The sequence below is a fragment of the Flavobacterium acetivorans genome (assembly GCF_020911885.1).
Lineage (GTDB): Bacteria > Bacteroidota > Bacteroidia > Flavobacteriales > Flavobacteriaceae > Flavobacterium > Flavobacterium acetivorans.
The window spans coordinates 988089-1001720 of record NZ_CP087132.1; the positions used below are offsets into that span (position 1 = coordinate 988089).

The following is a 13632-nucleotide window of genomic DNA, read 5'->3' on the forward strand; positions in this document are numbered from 1 at the left end:
GACGGAGCGATTCTCCCAAATGAAAATATTCAAATGAAAAAAATAATAGCATCATTACTACTTTTGGCTGTAACTTCGGGTTACAGTCAGGAGTTAAATTTACCGGTTTTTACGCAGTATCTTGCCGATAATCATTTTGTGATTTCACCTACATTCGCAGGGATTGGTGACAACCTTAAAATTAGAGCCAATGGATTAACCCAATGGGTTGGTATAAAAGGTGCTCCAGACAATCAATCCGTTTATGCCGATTTTAGAATTGCGGATCAATCTGGGGTAGGACTTTCTTTTTACAATGACAGCAATGGATATACAAGGCAAACTGGTGCCAAAATCTCTTTTGCGCATCATTTGATTTTAGATTATTATTCTAAGCAATATTTGTCTTTTGGAATGTCTTACAACATCAATAATTTTAAAATTGATATCGACAAGTTTGATACATCCTATGACAGGCCTCTTCCGGATCCGAGTATCACTGACAATAGATTTGTGTCAAATAACAACTTTGAAGTGGGGTTTTTGTACAGGAACAAATCCTATTATTTGAGTCTTAATGCCAGCAATATTTTAGATAAAAATGCCGATCGCTTTACAGGAGTAGAACCTATTTTGCTTCGCAACTATCAAATTTATTCCGGCTATGTTTTTAAATTGCCAAACGATGGCAGGGCTGAATTGGAGCCTTCTGCTTTTTACCAATATTTTGCCAGTGACGGACGCTCCAGTACTGACGTAAATATAAAATATCGAAAATACGACCGCTATGATGATTACTACTGGATTGGGGCTTCCTATCGTTTCTTGAACGATCAGTTTTTTAAGCCTTTGAACGTAGGTCCAATGGTGGGAGTGAAAAAATCTAATTTTTATTTTGGGTATTCATACCAATTAACGCTTAATCAACTGGCTTCTTTCAATTCTGGGACACATGTTGTTACCATTGGACTTGATTTTCTACAAGGAATCAGTAATTGTCCTTGTACCCAAAGTCCGGTACATGACTAAAATAGGCAATTGCTTGATTCTTATTTAAGAAAACATATTTTTTTTATTAAATTACAACGATTTCGTTGATTTAAAGTCGTTTTTTTTAATTTTTTCAAATTTGTGGCGCAGCTAAAAGTCTTATATTTGCTGTTCTTTAAAAACAAAAAACAGACCTAAATGAAAACTTTGAACAACTTTGATTTTAAAAATAAAAAAGCAATAATCCGTGTTGATTTTAATGTCCCTTTGGATGAGAATTTTAACGTAACTGATGCAACTCGTATAGAAGCCGCAAAACCAACCATTGATGCTATTCTTGCTCAAGGTGGAAGTGTGATTTTAATGTCGCATTTGGGACGGCCAAAAGGAGTAGAAGAGAAGTATTCTTTGAAACACATTTTGAAAACAACTTCAGAAGTGCTTGGCGTGCCAGTTCAGTTTGCTTCAAACTGTGTTGGTCAAGAAGCGGCAACGGCTGCAGCAAATTTAAAATCGGGTGAAGTTTTGTTGTTAGAGAATCTGCGTTTCCATGCCGAAGAAGAAGCGGGTGATCTTGCTTTTGCAAAAGAATTAGCTTCATTGGGCGACATTTATGTAAATGATGCTTTTGGAACAGCACACAGAGCGCATGCTTCGACTACCATTATTGCACAGTTTTTTCCAACGGAGAAATGTTTCGGATTGTTGTTGGCTAAAGAAATTGAAAGCTTAAATAAAGTATTAAAAAATAGCGAGAAACCGGTAACGGCAGTTCTTGGCGGTTCAAAGGTGTCTTCGAAAATTACGGTTATCGAAAACATTTTGGACAAAGTAGACCACATGATCATCGGTGGCGGAATGACCTTTACGTTCGTGAAAGCTTTGGGCGGAAAAATTGGGGATTCTATTTGTGAAGATGACAAACAGGAATTAGCTCTCGAGATTTTAAGATTGGCCAAAGAAAAAGGGGTTCAAATTCATATTCCGGTTGATGTTATTGCAGCAGACGATTTTTCGAATACTGCGAACACACAAGTTGTAGATGTAAGAGAAATTCCTGATGGATGGCAAGGTTTGGACGCAGGTCCTAAATCATTGGCTAATTTTGAGAAAGTGATTATGGAGTCTAAAACAATTCTTTGGAACGGGCCATTGGGTGTTTTTGAAATGGAAACTTTTGCCAAAGGGACCATTGCCCTAGGGAACTATATTGCTGCTTCTACAGCAAATGGAGCTTTTTCTCTTGTAGGCGGAGGAGACTCGGTTGCGGCAGTGAAGCAATTTGGTCTGGAGGAAAAAATGAGTTATGTTTCTACTGGTGGAGGCGCTATGTTAGAAATGTTAGAAGGTAGAACTTTGCCAGGTATTGCTGCGATATTGGACTAAAAATTGCATTTTTAACAATATTTATTCAATTTTTTAGTTGTAAGCTGTTAAGTTTGTAAAGTAAGTGATTTTTAATTATTTATAATTTAGTAAGTTGACAAAAGAAAAGAGATGAATATAAAATATGCTACCCTACTATTATTACTAGTATCAATTCCTTTGTTTTCGCAAGAAGTTGCCGAAGACAAAGGAATTTCTATTGTTGAGAAAAAGCTATCCTACTTAGATTCGATAAAAAAAACCTTCGTCAATGATGATCTGGCTGCCTGTGTTGACAGTTTGTGGATAAAGGAATTGATTGATCTGGATTTGTACAATGACATCACTAATGATATTGAAAATCTTAATATTGATGAAAAAGTAGATTATGAACTCTCTACTGAATTGCTGCAATCGAGGCTGGCAGAAATGAATGCCAAATCACCTTTTCGAATTGAATACAATCAAAGTCTTGAAAATGTTATCAAATCCTTCTTAAAATACAGGAAAAAATCGTTTGGGCGATTGATGGCTATTTCTGAATATTATTTCCCATTGTTCGAAGAAGAGTTTGCCAAAAACAATATCCCTTTAGAAATGAAATATTTGGCCGTTGTGGAGTCGGCTTTAAATCCAAAAGCAGTGTCTAAAATGGGAGCTACCGGGCTGTGGCAGTTCATGTACCATACCGGAAAACAATACAATCTTACAATTGATTCTTATGTAGACGAACGCAGTGACCCCCTAAAATCGACAGCAGCAGCCTCACAATACATGACCAATATGCATGCTATTTTTGGAGATTGGGAGCTGGTATTGGCGGCTTACAATTCGGGTCCCGGAAACGTTTCTAAAGCGATCAGACGCTCTGGAGGAAAGCAAAATTATTGGAACATTAGAAAAAATCTTCCCAAAGAAACCCAAGGTTATGTTCCCGCTTTTTTGGCAACCATGTATTTGTATAACTATCGAAAAGAGCATGGAATTGTTCCTGATAGGGCGGAGTTGCCTCATTTTGCCACCGATACTATAAGGATCAAAAGAGAGATTTCATTTAAGCAAATTTCGGATTTACTGGATGTTCCTGTTTCACAATTGCAGTTATTGAATCCGTCGTACAAGTTAAATTTAGTGCCTTTTTATAAAGACAAAAATCATTATCTGCGATTGCCGCTGGATAAAATCGCTGTTTTTACTTCTAACGAAGATAAAATTTATGCCTATGCTCAGTATCAATTGGAACAAAGAGAAAGTCCTTTTCAGAGTTCCTCTGCCATAGCGAGTCAAACGGTTTCACAAGCCAGAACAAAATATTACAAAGTGCGAAGAGGGGATAATCTGGGCGCAATTGCTAATAAATACGATGTCTCTGTAGCCGATTTAAAAAAGTGGAACGGAATCAAAGGGAATACAATTGCTGCCGGGAAAAGCTTGAAAATCATAAGTACGGAAAATAGAGTAAAAACCGTAAAGAATGAGCCAAAAATTGAAATAGCCGCAACTCAAGTCAAAAATACCAAAACAACAAAAATTACCAAAGAAGTTAGTAGAGATTCCTTAGCGGCTACTGCAAGCTTTTATATTGTTCAAAAAGGGGATAATCTACATGCGATTGCTAAAAATAATAATGTGACTGTTGCCCAAATTAAAGAATGGAATCATCTTAGCGGTGATGCTATTCAATTGGGGACTTCTTTAAGATTGAACGCCATCGAGAATGAGGTTGAAGAAATTGTGGTATCGGATTCAGACTTGAAAAACAGGGAATATGTTGTTCAAAAAGGCGACAATCTAGGCAATATTGCTAAAAAGTTTGGTATAACTTTAACCGATTTAAAACAATGGAACAATCTATCGGACAATACGATTGTTTTGGGACATAATTTGATTGTGGGCAAGGAAGATGGAGAAAGTAATACTAAGCAGTTAAGTATAAATACATTCAAGAAAAAAGAGAATGCTGCTGTTGCTCTAAAACAAGAAAGCAGTTATTTTGTCCAAAAAGGGGATTCTTTGTACAGTATTGCCAAAAAATATCCAGGTGTAACTGTTTCAGATATTAAAAAGTGGAACGATATTAGCGGTGAAGAAATAAAACCCGGAATGAAATTAAAAATTGGAGGATAACATGATGTTTTTCTCTTAAATTTGGTTTTGTTTTACAACTGAATTCTAATGAATAAAACCCATTTTTTATATCTTTTTATCTCTCTGTTCCTTTTCTCATGTAAAAAAGGTGATACCGATTTACCTAAAAAAACTACAGGAAGAATCAATAGCATCTCGGTTATTGTTGATGACTTGTGGTGGAATGGCGAGATAGGAGACAATATTCGGAATAAGTTTGCGTCTCCCGTGATTGGCTTGCCGCAGGAAGAACCTCTTTTTACCATCAATCAGTATCCTGTAAAACTGATGGAAGGATTTATGACCGATTGCCGAAACATTATTGTGATTAAAAAAGGCAATGGAAATAAATTCCAAATTAAGGAAAATCAATGTGCCGCACCTCAAAATGTATTTCATATTACCGGAAAAACAGCTGGCGCCATTCTGGAAATTCTTGAAAAAAATTCACCCAAAATGATTCAGATTATTCATCAAACGGAAATTGCTGAAAAGCAAAGACTCAATAGAATGTCTTTGATGAATACTAAAGCAATTAACAAGCAGTTTGATATCAAAATCGAAATTCCTTCCAGTTATGAGCAGGTGCTTCAAAAAGATAATTTTATTTGGCTAAAGAAAGAAATCGTCAGCGGAAGCACGAGTTTGTTAATTTATCAATTGCCATTAAATTCATTTAAATCGGGTGGTAACTTAGTGTCTAATGTCATCAAAATACGGGATTCTATCGGGCATTTGTATATTCATGGGAAAGAAGCCAATACGGATATGGTTACCGAAGAAGCTTATGCACCTTATTTTTTTAAAATAAAACAGGACGGCAAACTGACTTATGAAACCAAAGGAACTTGGGAAGTAAAGAATGATTTCATGTCCGGCCCATTTGTAAACTATGCGATAGTTGATCAAGAACATAACAGACTTTTGGTTCTAGAAGGCTTTTGTTATTCTCCTTCAAAAGAAAAAAGAGACTTAATGCATGAATTGGAGTCAATCATTAAATCGGTTAGTATTGATAAGAAATAAATAGTGAATTGTGGCTTTGAATTCATATAAGAGTCGATTTTTAAACCAAAATGATAAAAAATAATAGCATGGGGTTGCAGTGGAAAATAAAGCCTTTTGAGGCACTATCAGTTCATGAACTATATGATTTACTTCAATTGAGAAGCGAGATCTTTGTTGTGGAGCAAAACTGTGTCTATCTTGATTTAGATGGCAAGGATAAGCTTGCATTGCATCTTTTTGGCGAATTTGAAGGCAAAATCGTTGCCCACGCCCGACTTTTTAAAGCCGGAATCAGTTTTGATAATGCGTCAATAGGAAGAGTAGTCGTTGATCCAAATTACAGAGACAGGAAATGGGGACATGATTTAATGCGGGAAGCCATCGCAGGTGTAGCGCAACATTTTGGCGAAAGCAAGATTACCATTGGAGCGCAATTGTACCTGAAAAAATTCTACGAAAGCCACGGATTTGTGCAAACCAGTGAAATGTATCTCGAAGATGATATTCCGCATATTGAGATGAAAAAAGAATAGTTATATTTTGAGGATACTTTTATAATCGGTAGTATTATTCAAAATAGAGACTGATTTCTTAATTTCGGAATTATTTTTTAGATAATATTGATACAGTCCTTCTTGGTATTGATAGCGTTTTATGATCTCTTCCAGAATTAATTTCTTGATTTCTTCTTGGTTTTTATCCAACAGTGTTTCCTCACTTTTTTGCAAAGCAGTAAGTAACTGCTGGTATTCATTGCTGATTGTGGCATCTATACTTTCTTTTTTAGCCATAGCCAAAGTGTTTTTCAGAGCCAACTCGGTTTCAGTGTCAAAAGAGAATTTTTCGGTTTTCAAAAACTGTTTGAAATCCTGATAATCTGCTGCGGTAAAATTTGGAATTTGATCTCCCGGATTTGGGTTTTTAAAATAATAGCGGGTCACATAATTAAAGATTCCGTCATTTTTCAATAAGGCGTTGGCAATAGCACTTGTGCTTGATTCCTCCAGTGCAATATCCGGCAAAATTCCTCCACCATCATAAACAATCCTGCCTTTGCGGGTTTTGAAAGCGTTAAAATTCTTTTCTTCGGTTCTTTTAGCCTGTCCGTTTTTGTCTTTATGTGTATAGTCTAATGCTTGGATACATCTGCCCGAAGGCGTGTAATAACGCGAAATAGTTACTTTTAATTGAGTGTTATAAGTCAAGTCTACCGGTTTTTGCACTAATCCTTTTCCAAAACTGCGGCTTCCTACAATAACCGCGCGGTCTAAATCTTGTAAAGCTCCTGAAACAATTTCTGAGGCCGAAGCACTTTTGCCATTAATAAGAATAACCAAGGGAATTTGAGTATCTACGGGTTCAAAAGCGGTTTTGTAAGTGTTGTTGTGTTTTTCTATTTTTGATTTGGTGGTGACAATAACCTCATTTTTAGGAACAAATAAATTGCAGATATTTACCGCCTCATGTAATAATCCTCCAGAATTTCCCCTTAAATCGAGTACAATTCTTTCAGCACCTTGCTTTTTTAGTTCTTCAAGAGCGGCTTTGGTTTCGAGTGCCGCTTTGTTGTTAAAGCGTGCCAAAACAATATAACCTGTTTTCTCGTCTATTTTTGCAAAAAAAGGAACCGATTTTATCTCCACTTCATCAAGGACTATTTGGGCAGTATTGGTTTTATTTTGACGGAGGAATTTTACATCAATTTTAGTGTTTTTTGTTCCTCTCATGAGTTGGGAAGCATCTTCTTTGAAGTCAGCCAAAAGAACGTCTCCAATTTGGATTATTTCGTCTCCGGCTTTAAATCCGGCCTTGTCAGCCGGAAAATTCTTGTAGACTTCTCTTATGATCAGTTTGTTTTCTTTTCGAGTAATCAAAGCGCCTATGCCGGTGTATTCTCCGGTATTGTTTATTTTAAATTGCATCACATCCTGCTCATTAAAATAAACGGTGTAAGGATCCAGATTGGCCAACATGCCTTTGATGGCCTTGTCCATCAAGTCGCCAGGGTTTGTTTCATCGACATAGTTAGTGTTCAATTCCTTGAAAAGGGTGGTGAATATTTCGATTTGTTTGGCGATTTCAAAAAAGTCGTTTTTGAAACTGGCGCCCACAAATAAAAATGCCGAAGCGACAACAGGAATTATATATTTCTTTTTGAAAAAGGAAATCATGAGAAGTAGTTCTAGAATTATTGAACTACTAAATTAGTAATAAATGACCAATAATAAAGACGGCTAATGAAGGAATCTTAAAGAAGAGCTTGTAATGCTTTGTAAATTAATCTTTTATTGACTTAGCATCGTCAATACTAGCGTCTTTTTTTATGTTTTGGGCGATGAATTTTTCAAACAATTGAATCGTCTTAGTATTGATTTCCTCGTAGGACAAGCGGTCTTTGGTTTGATAAAAAAGCATGAAAGCATAAGGCTTGTCCAGATTGTCAATAAGCAAGTGCTTGTTGAGGCGGTAAGTTTCGCGAAGGATTCTTTTAAAATGATTGCGGTCTACTGCTTTCTTGAAGTTCCTTTTAGAGACAGAAACGCCCATTTTTATTTTTTCATCTTCATTTAATGAGCCGGAATGATACACTAAACGCAATGGGTATTTAGAAACCGATTTGCCCTCAGAGAATAATAATCCAATGGTAGTTTTACTTTTTAGTTTTTCGTTTTTTGGATAATTGAACTTCATTTTTTGGTATAAAAAGGCAAAGATTTTTGTTGACAAAGGTACAATTAAACCCTAAACCTGCTTATTGTTTCAGAATTAAAATACCGCTAAAAATTTATTTCTTACTTTTGCAGCTAATTTTTTTAAGAATGCAAAAAATAATTTCGTATCCCATATCCGTAATTTATTATTTATGTTTTGGACTTACGTTGGTGATTTTCCATCCGATTCAATGGATTTGTCTGAAATTTTTTGGTTATCAGGCACATAAAAAAAGCGTTGATTACCTTAACTTTTTTTTAGTGAAGTGCACCAATCTTATTGGTACAACCTACAAGTTTGAAAATACCGAAAGTATTCCAAAAGGGGTTCCAATCATTTTTGTCTCCAATCATCAAAGTATGTACGATATTATCGCTATGATTTGGTTTTTGCGACGTTTCCATTGTAAATTTGTAAGTAAAAAGGAATTAGGAAAAGGAATTCCAAGTGTTTCTTTTAATTTGCGTCATGGAGGTTCGGCTTTGATTGATCGTAAAGATCCCAAACAAGCCATTCCGGAGATTAAAAAATTATCGGAATATATTGAAAAAAACAAGCGTTCGGCGGTGATATTCCCCGAAGGAACCCGAAGCAAAACAGGTAAGCCAAAAGAGTTTGCCCAAAGCGGTTTGAAAATATTGTGTAAATACGCACCATCGGCCTATGTGGTTCCTGTGAGTATTAATAATTCTTGGAAAATGGTTAAATACGGTTTTTTTCCTCTTGGTTTAGGAAATCGTCTTACCTTTGTAATTCATAAGCCATTAAAGGTAAGTGAATATAATTTTCCGGAGTTGATAGAGAAAACGGAAAATGAAGTAATAAAAGGAATACAATTTTAATTTATATAAAATGTCTATAAAAAACATTCGATTAGAAGTTATGCAGTTTTTAGAAAAAAACGTGACTAGCTATGTTGACCAGTATTTAATACCTGTGGAACAAATTTGGCAGCCATCTGATTTTTTACCAAATTCTGAAAGCGATAATTTCTTAGAAGAAGTAAAAGAGTTACGTGAAATCTCTAAGGATTTACCTTATGATTTTTGGGTTGCAATGGTAGGGGATACCATTACCGAAGAAGCTTTGCCAACCTATGAAAACTGGTTAATGGAAGTGGAAGGTGTGGATAATTTAGAGAGAAACGGTTGGTCTACTTGGGTACGCCAATGGACAGGAGAAGAAAATCGTCATGGTGATTTGTTAAATAAATATTTGTACTTATCGGGACGTGTCAATATGCGTGAGATCGAAATGACTACACAGCATCTTATCAATGATGGTTTTGATATTGGAACAGGAAGAGATCCGTATAAAAATTTTGTTTACACCAGTTTCCAAGAACTAGCCACTTATGTCTCTCACAATAGGGTTTCACAATTGGCCAAAAGTTACGGTGATAAAAAATTGGCCAAAATGTGTAAGATGATTGCAGGTGACGAAATGCGTCACCACCATGCTTATAGCGAATTTGTAAATCAGATTTTTAAGGTAGATCCTAGCGAAATGATGCTTGCTTTTCAGTACATGATGAAGCAAAAAATTGTCATGCCGGCGCATTTCTTGAGAGAATCGGGACAAAAAATAAGTTCCGCTTTTGAGCATTTTTCGGATTCTGCACAAAGAATTGGGGTGTACACCGCCAATGATTATGTGGATATCATGCAAAAATTAATAGACAAGTGGGAAATTGATAAAATAGGTGGTTTGACTGACGAAGCCGAAAAAGCACGTGATTATCTGATGAAATTACCGGCTCGTATGGCACGTATTTCAGAAAGGTTAGTTATTCCTCAAGAATCCTTTCAATTCAAATGGGTTGAACCAGCAAGATTGTAACATTAACGAAAGTTAATTTTTAGGATTTTGAGAATCCAATTTACTATATTATAAATGTTGGTTTTTAAAGTGGGAAAACTTTGAAAATCAACATTTTTTTTAAAATTATAAAAAATGAACAATACCGATATCATCAGTAAAACGATTGCTTTTGTAAAAGAAAAACTCCACCAAGCCGAAGGAGGACACGATTGGTTTCATATTGAACGAGTTTATAGAAATGCATTGTTGATTGCAACGACTGAAAATGGTGATCTAACAGTCATAAAATTGGCCGCTTTGCTGCACGATATTGCTGATAGTAAATTTCATGATGGAGATGAGACTGTTGGGCCTAAATTAGCCAGAACTTTTTTGGAAACTCAAAACGTCAATGAAGCTACCATTGCCCATGTGGTAAAGATTATCGAAAATATCTCTTTCAAAGGAGGTAATGTTCAAAGGGATTTTACTTCCATCGAACTCGATATTGTCCAAGATGCAGATCGTTTAGACGCTATTGGTGCTATTGGAATTGCAAGAACCTTCAATTATGGCGGTTTTAAAAATAGAACACTCTATGATCCTAAAATCGCGCCAAATACCAAGATGACTAAGGAAGAATATAAAAATAATGAAGCGCCAACGCTGAATCATTTCTATGAAAAACTACTGCTCTTGAAAGACAAAATGAATACTGACACTGGAAAAAAAATTGCGAAGGAAAGACACCGTTATATGGAGGGATTTCTGTCTCAGTTTTATGCCGAATGGGATGGTGAATTATTTAAATAATTCCTTTTTCTTTCATTTCGATAATCACACCCGAAGCATTTTTAAAAGTAGGTGCTTGTTCGATGATGGTTCCCACTCTTTTTTTATTGAGTTTAAAGGTGATGTCGTTTTCGGTCGTGAATAAAAGTGCCGTCAAAAACGGATTATTCATGTAAGGAGCCAAAACAACGAAGGCTTCATCTACAGTATGAAAGCTTTCTATTTCTTCGGTTTTGTAACGTGCCGTTAGGCAAAGTTTGTAACCGCCTTCATCCACTAAAACAGGACGAACATAGATATTTTTTAATTCGGTATCGCCTATGGTCTTCGCCAAAGTTAATTTGGCATACGTACCATTTTGGATGCTTTCTTTTACTTTTTCCCAAAATTGAACGAATACGGGTTGAAATGACATAGGATTGTTTTTAGATGGTGGAAAATGCTCCATTTGAAAGGACAAAATTAAGTGTTGTAAGTGGAAAAGTGCTTAAAATCTATAAAAACTTTGGTTTCTAAATGCAAAACCGCAAATGTTCAGAGGTTAAAGTCTGTAACATTTGCGGTTCGTATTCTATCTTAGTAAAGAATTGTTTTTTATTCGCCAGTAAATACTGCTTTTCTTTTCTCTAAAAAAGCGGTGGTTCCTTCTTTAAAATCTTCGGTTCCAAAACATTTCCCAAAGGATTTTATTTCGGTTTCAAAACCATTCTCTCCGTCTTTATAGTTGGCATTGATTGCTCGAATCGCCTTGCTGATGGCTAAGGGCGAGTTTTTCATGATTCTTTGTGCAATTCCGTTACAGTAAGGCAAAAGTTCACTTTGTGGGACTACATGATTCACTAAACCGGTTCTGTAAGCTTCTTCAGCAGTGATCATTCCGGCGGTCATAATCATTTCCATGGCGCGTCCTTTGCCTATTAATTGAGGCAAACGTTGGGTGCCACCATATCCTGGAATTACTCCTAAAGATACTTCAGGAAGCCCCATCTTGGCGTTGTCGGAAGCAATTCTAAAATGACAAGCCATGGCCAATTCTAATCCGCCTCCAAGGGCAAATCCGTTAATGGCTGCAATAACGGGTATTTTAAGATTCTCCACAAAGTTGAATAAAATTTCTTGACCTTGAGCTGCCAATTGTATGCCTTCTTCTACAGAAAAATGGGCAAATTCAGCGATATCAGCACCGGCAACAAAAGCTTTTTCCTCAGCACCGGTTAAAATAATTACTCTAGTTTCATAGTTTTTTTCCAATTCACCAAAGGCCTCATGCAACTCTTTGATCGTAGCTTTATTCAAAGCATTCAATTTTGTTGGACGATTGATGGTTATTGTTGCAATGCTATTTTCGGATGAGATTAAAATGTTTTTGTAGCTCATGGTACTAATTTAAGAGTTAATTATAGGAAGCGAAACGGTGAATTGAGTTCCTTTTCCAAGTTCTGTATCAAAGGTAATTGTTCCTTTATAATTTTCGATAATATTTTTGATAATACCAAGACCCAATCCCATTCCACTGCTTTTAGTGGTGAATTTGGGTTCAAATATGCGATCAATGTCTTGTTGCTTCATTCCTATTCCATTGTCTTTCACGGTAATTAGCACATCATTGGATTCTTTTCTAACGGAAACGGATACGCTTTTATTTTCTTGTTGTTCCGGTATGGATTGAATAGCATTTTTAACCAAGTTGGTGATGATTCGAATGAGTTGGGTTCGGTCAATTTTTGCAATAATCTCGGGTGATTCGCTTTCAAAAACAATATGCTCCTCATTAAAAATATCTAAGGCTAGTTCTACCACTTCCACTACGTTAAGTGTTTCATTTTGTTGGGCAGGCATCGAAGCAAAATTTGAAAAGGCTGAGGCAACAGCATTCATAGTGTCAATTTGTTGGATCAGCGTTTCGGAGTAATCCTTCATTTTTTGAGTGATGTTCGGATCATTTGGATCGAATTTTCGCTGAAAACTCTGTACCGTTAATCGCATCGGCGTCAATGGATTTTTTATTTCATGTGCTACTTGTTTGGCCATTTCGCGCCAAGCGCCTTCTCTTTCGCCTTGAGCGAGTTTTACGGCACTTTTTTCTAATTCATCGACCATTCTATTGTAAGCATTAATCAGCAAGTTGATTTCTTTGCTGCTGGCTTCGAGAAGAATTTTTTCGTTTTTTTGATTTAAGCTGGTTTCATTCAGCTTGTCCGAAATAGTTTTTAGCGATTTAGTGATATATGACGAAAGGAAATAAGCCAGTCCAAATGCTACAATAAGCATAAAGGAATAGACCTGACTCAAGCGAATTAGGAAATTATGAAGTTCCTTCTCATAGAAACCATCATCTTCTAAATAAGGTAAATTGAGAACACCTAAGGGTTTAAATTTATCGTCTTTAATTTGTGTAAATGAGGATCTGTTTTTAACCCCATTTATGGTTTTAATGTCTACATATCTTTTTTCAATAGAGGAGCGAACGAGCTTTAATATGTATGCAGGAATGGGTGGAGAAACCTTGTCTATAGAGAAAGATTCTTTAGAGGATTTCAACAGCTTTCCGTCTAGGTCGTAAATGTTAATTTCAATATTGTGAATGTGCGCCAATTCGTGAATCTTATCTTTGAAAATCAAATCTAAATTCTCGCTTGTCAAGGGATAAGTGGTGGTCGAAAGAATGTAATTGATGTGCTCTTTTACCGCATTTTCCTTACGTTCCAGTCTTTCCTGATGGTATTCTTTGGCTTCGTTTTTAAATTGGATGATCGAAATGGAAGCTAACAAAACAGAAGCCACGATTATCAATAAGATCATCGAAATAAAAATTCGAATCCGCAACGAAAGCATCGATATTTTGAAGCCTTTTAGCAT

At 36.0% G+C, this 13632-nt stretch carries 13 protein-coding genes; 8 read left to right on the forward strand and 5 right to left on the reverse strand.

Annotated elements, in window-relative coordinates; translation table 11 throughout:
• Positions 1–33 precede the first annotated feature (33 nt).
• The 5 genes from LNP19_RS04375 (at position 34) to LNP19_RS04395 (ending at position 6002) form a co-directional block, all read left to right on the forward strand.
• Positions 34–1008 (forward strand): PorP/SprF family type IX secretion system membrane protein, encoded by a 975-nt coding sequence (locus LNP19_RS04375; RefSeq protein WP_230063591.1) that lies wholly within the window; start codon positions 34–36, stop codon positions 1006–1008.
• A gap of 159 nt (positions 1009–1167) precedes the next feature.
• The gene (locus tag LNP19_RS04380) at positions 1168–2355 is read left to right on the forward strand and encodes a phosphoglycerate kinase (RefSeq protein WP_230063592.1); all 1188 of its coding nucleotides are present in this window, start codon (positions 1168–1170) and stop codon (positions 2353–2355) included.
• A gap of 111 nt (positions 2356–2466) precedes the next feature.
• Positions 2467–4461, forward strand: coding sequence for a LysM peptidoglycan-binding domain-containing protein (locus LNP19_RS04385; protein WP_230063593.1), 1995 nt, complete (start codon positions 2467–2469; stop codon positions 4459–4461).
• A 48-nt stretch (positions 4462–4509) separates the two neighbouring features.
• Positions 4510–5487 (forward strand): DUF4837 family protein, encoded by a 978-nt coding sequence (locus tag LNP19_RS04390; RefSeq protein WP_230063594.1) that lies wholly within the window; start codon positions 4510–4512, stop codon positions 5485–5487.
• A gap of 68 nt (positions 5488–5555) precedes the next feature.
• On the forward strand, positions 5556–6002 hold the full coding sequence (locus tag LNP19_RS04395; RefSeq protein ID WP_230064210.1) for a GNAT family N-acetyltransferase: 447 nt from the start codon (positions 5556–5558) through the stop codon (positions 6000–6002).
• On the opposite strand, the gene LNP19_RS04400 is transcribed toward LNP19_RS04395, so the two are convergent.
• Entirely contained in the window at positions 6003–7640 is a 1638-nt protein-coding gene (locus LNP19_RS04400) for a S41 family peptidase (RefSeq protein ID WP_230063595.1), read from the reverse strand. It abuts the gene before it with no gap.
• A gap of 106 nt (positions 7641–7746) precedes the next feature.
• Positions 7747–8160, reverse strand: coding sequence for a ribonuclease P protein component (rnpA, locus tag LNP19_RS04405; protein ID WP_230063596.1), 414 nt, complete (start codon positions 8158–8160; stop codon positions 7747–7749).
• Positions 8161–8288: 128 nt separating this feature from the next.
• On the opposite strand from rnpA, the gene LNP19_RS04410 reads away from it, so the two are divergent.
• The 3 genes from LNP19_RS04410 (at position 8289) to LNP19_RS04420 (ending at position 10794) form a co-directional block, all read left to right on the forward strand.
• On the forward strand, positions 8289–9023 hold the full coding sequence (locus tag LNP19_RS04410) for a lysophospholipid acyltransferase family protein (RefSeq protein ID WP_230063597.1): 735 nt from the start codon (positions 8289–8291) through the stop codon (positions 9021–9023).
• 10 nt (positions 9024–9033) lie between these two features.
• Positions 9034–10020, forward strand: coding sequence for an acyl-ACP desaturase (locus tag LNP19_RS04415; protein ID WP_230063598.1), 987 nt, complete (start codon positions 9034–9036; stop codon positions 10018–10020).
• A 114-nt stretch (positions 10021–10134) separates the two neighbouring features.
• Positions 10135–10794, forward strand: coding sequence for an HD domain-containing protein (locus LNP19_RS04420; RefSeq protein WP_230063599.1), 660 nt, complete (start codon positions 10135–10137; stop codon positions 10792–10794).
• Here LNP19_RS04420 and LNP19_RS04425 read toward each other — a convergent pair.
• The 3 genes from LNP19_RS04425 to LNP19_RS04435 all read right to left on the reverse strand — a co-directional run bounded on the left by LNP19_RS04425 (position 10787) and on the right by LNP19_RS04435 (position 13632).
• On the reverse strand, positions 10787–11188 hold the full coding sequence (locus LNP19_RS04425) for a hypothetical protein (RefSeq protein ID WP_230063600.1): 402 nt from the start codon (positions 11186–11188) through the stop codon (positions 10787–10789). The two genes, LNP19_RS04420 and LNP19_RS04425, sit on opposite strands and share 8 nt — an antisense overlap.
• Before the next feature lie 179 nt (positions 11189–11367).
• The gene (locus tag LNP19_RS04430) at positions 11368–12150 is read right to left on the reverse strand and encodes an enoyl-CoA hydratase/isomerase family protein (protein WP_230063601.1); all 783 of its coding nucleotides are present in this window, start codon (positions 12148–12150) and stop codon (positions 11368–11370) included.
• Between the two features lie 9 nt (positions 12151–12159).
• A complete protein-coding gene (locus LNP19_RS04435; RefSeq protein ID WP_428979037.1) occupies positions 12160–13632 on the reverse strand; it encodes a sensor histidine kinase in 1473 nt (490 codons plus the stop codon).

Excerpts from the sequence above, each read along its gene's own strand:
- LNP19_RS04435 (WP_428979037.1), bottom strand. The coding sequence starts at position 13,632 with ATGCTAAAAGGCTTCAAAATATCGATGCTTTCGTTGCGGATTCGAATT.
- LNP19_RS04415 (WP_230063598.1), top strand. The coding sequence starts at position 9,034 with ATGTCTATAAAAAACATTCGATTAGAAGTTATGCAGTTTTTAGAAAAA.
- LNP19_RS04380 (WP_230063592.1), top strand. The coding sequence starts at position 1,168 with ATGAAAACTTTGAACAACTTTGATTTTAAAAATAAAAAAGCAATAATC.
- LNP19_RS04385 (WP_230063593.1), top strand. The coding sequence starts at position 2,467 with ATGAATATAAAATATGCTACCCTACTATTATTACTAGTATCAATTCCT.
- LNP19_RS04420 (WP_230063599.1), top strand. The coding sequence starts at position 10,135 with ATGAACAATACCGATATCATCAGTAAAACGATTGCTTTTGTAAAAGAA.
- LNP19_RS04390 (WP_230063594.1), top strand. The coding sequence starts at position 4,510 with ATGAATAAAACCCATTTTTTATATCTTTTTATCTCTCTGTTCCTTTTC.
- rnpA (WP_230063596.1), bottom strand. The coding sequence starts at position 8,160 with ATGAAGTTCAATTATCCAAAAAACGAAAAACTAAAAAGTAAAACTACC.
- LNP19_RS04430 (WP_230063601.1), bottom strand. The coding sequence starts at position 12,150 with ATGAGCTACAAAAACATTTTAATCTCATCCGAAAATAGCATTGCAACA.
- LNP19_RS04410 (WP_230063597.1), top strand. The coding sequence starts at position 8,289 with ATGCAAAAAATAATTTCGTATCCCATATCCGTAATTTATTATTTATGT.
- LNP19_RS04375 (WP_230063591.1), top strand. The coding sequence starts at position 34 with ATGAAAAAAATAATAGCATCATTACTACTTTTGGCTGTAACTTCGGGT.
- LNP19_RS04395 (WP_230064210.1), top strand. The coding sequence starts at position 5,556 with ATGGGGTTGCAGTGGAAAATAAAGCCTTTTGAGGCACTATCAGTTCAT.
- LNP19_RS04400 (WP_230063595.1), bottom strand. The coding sequence starts at position 7,640 with ATGATTTCCTTTTTCAAAAAGAAATATATAATTCCTGTTGTCGCTTCG.
- LNP19_RS04425 (WP_230063600.1), bottom strand. The coding sequence starts at position 11,188 with ATGTCATTTCAACCCGTATTCGTTCAATTTTGGGAAAAAGTAAAAGAA.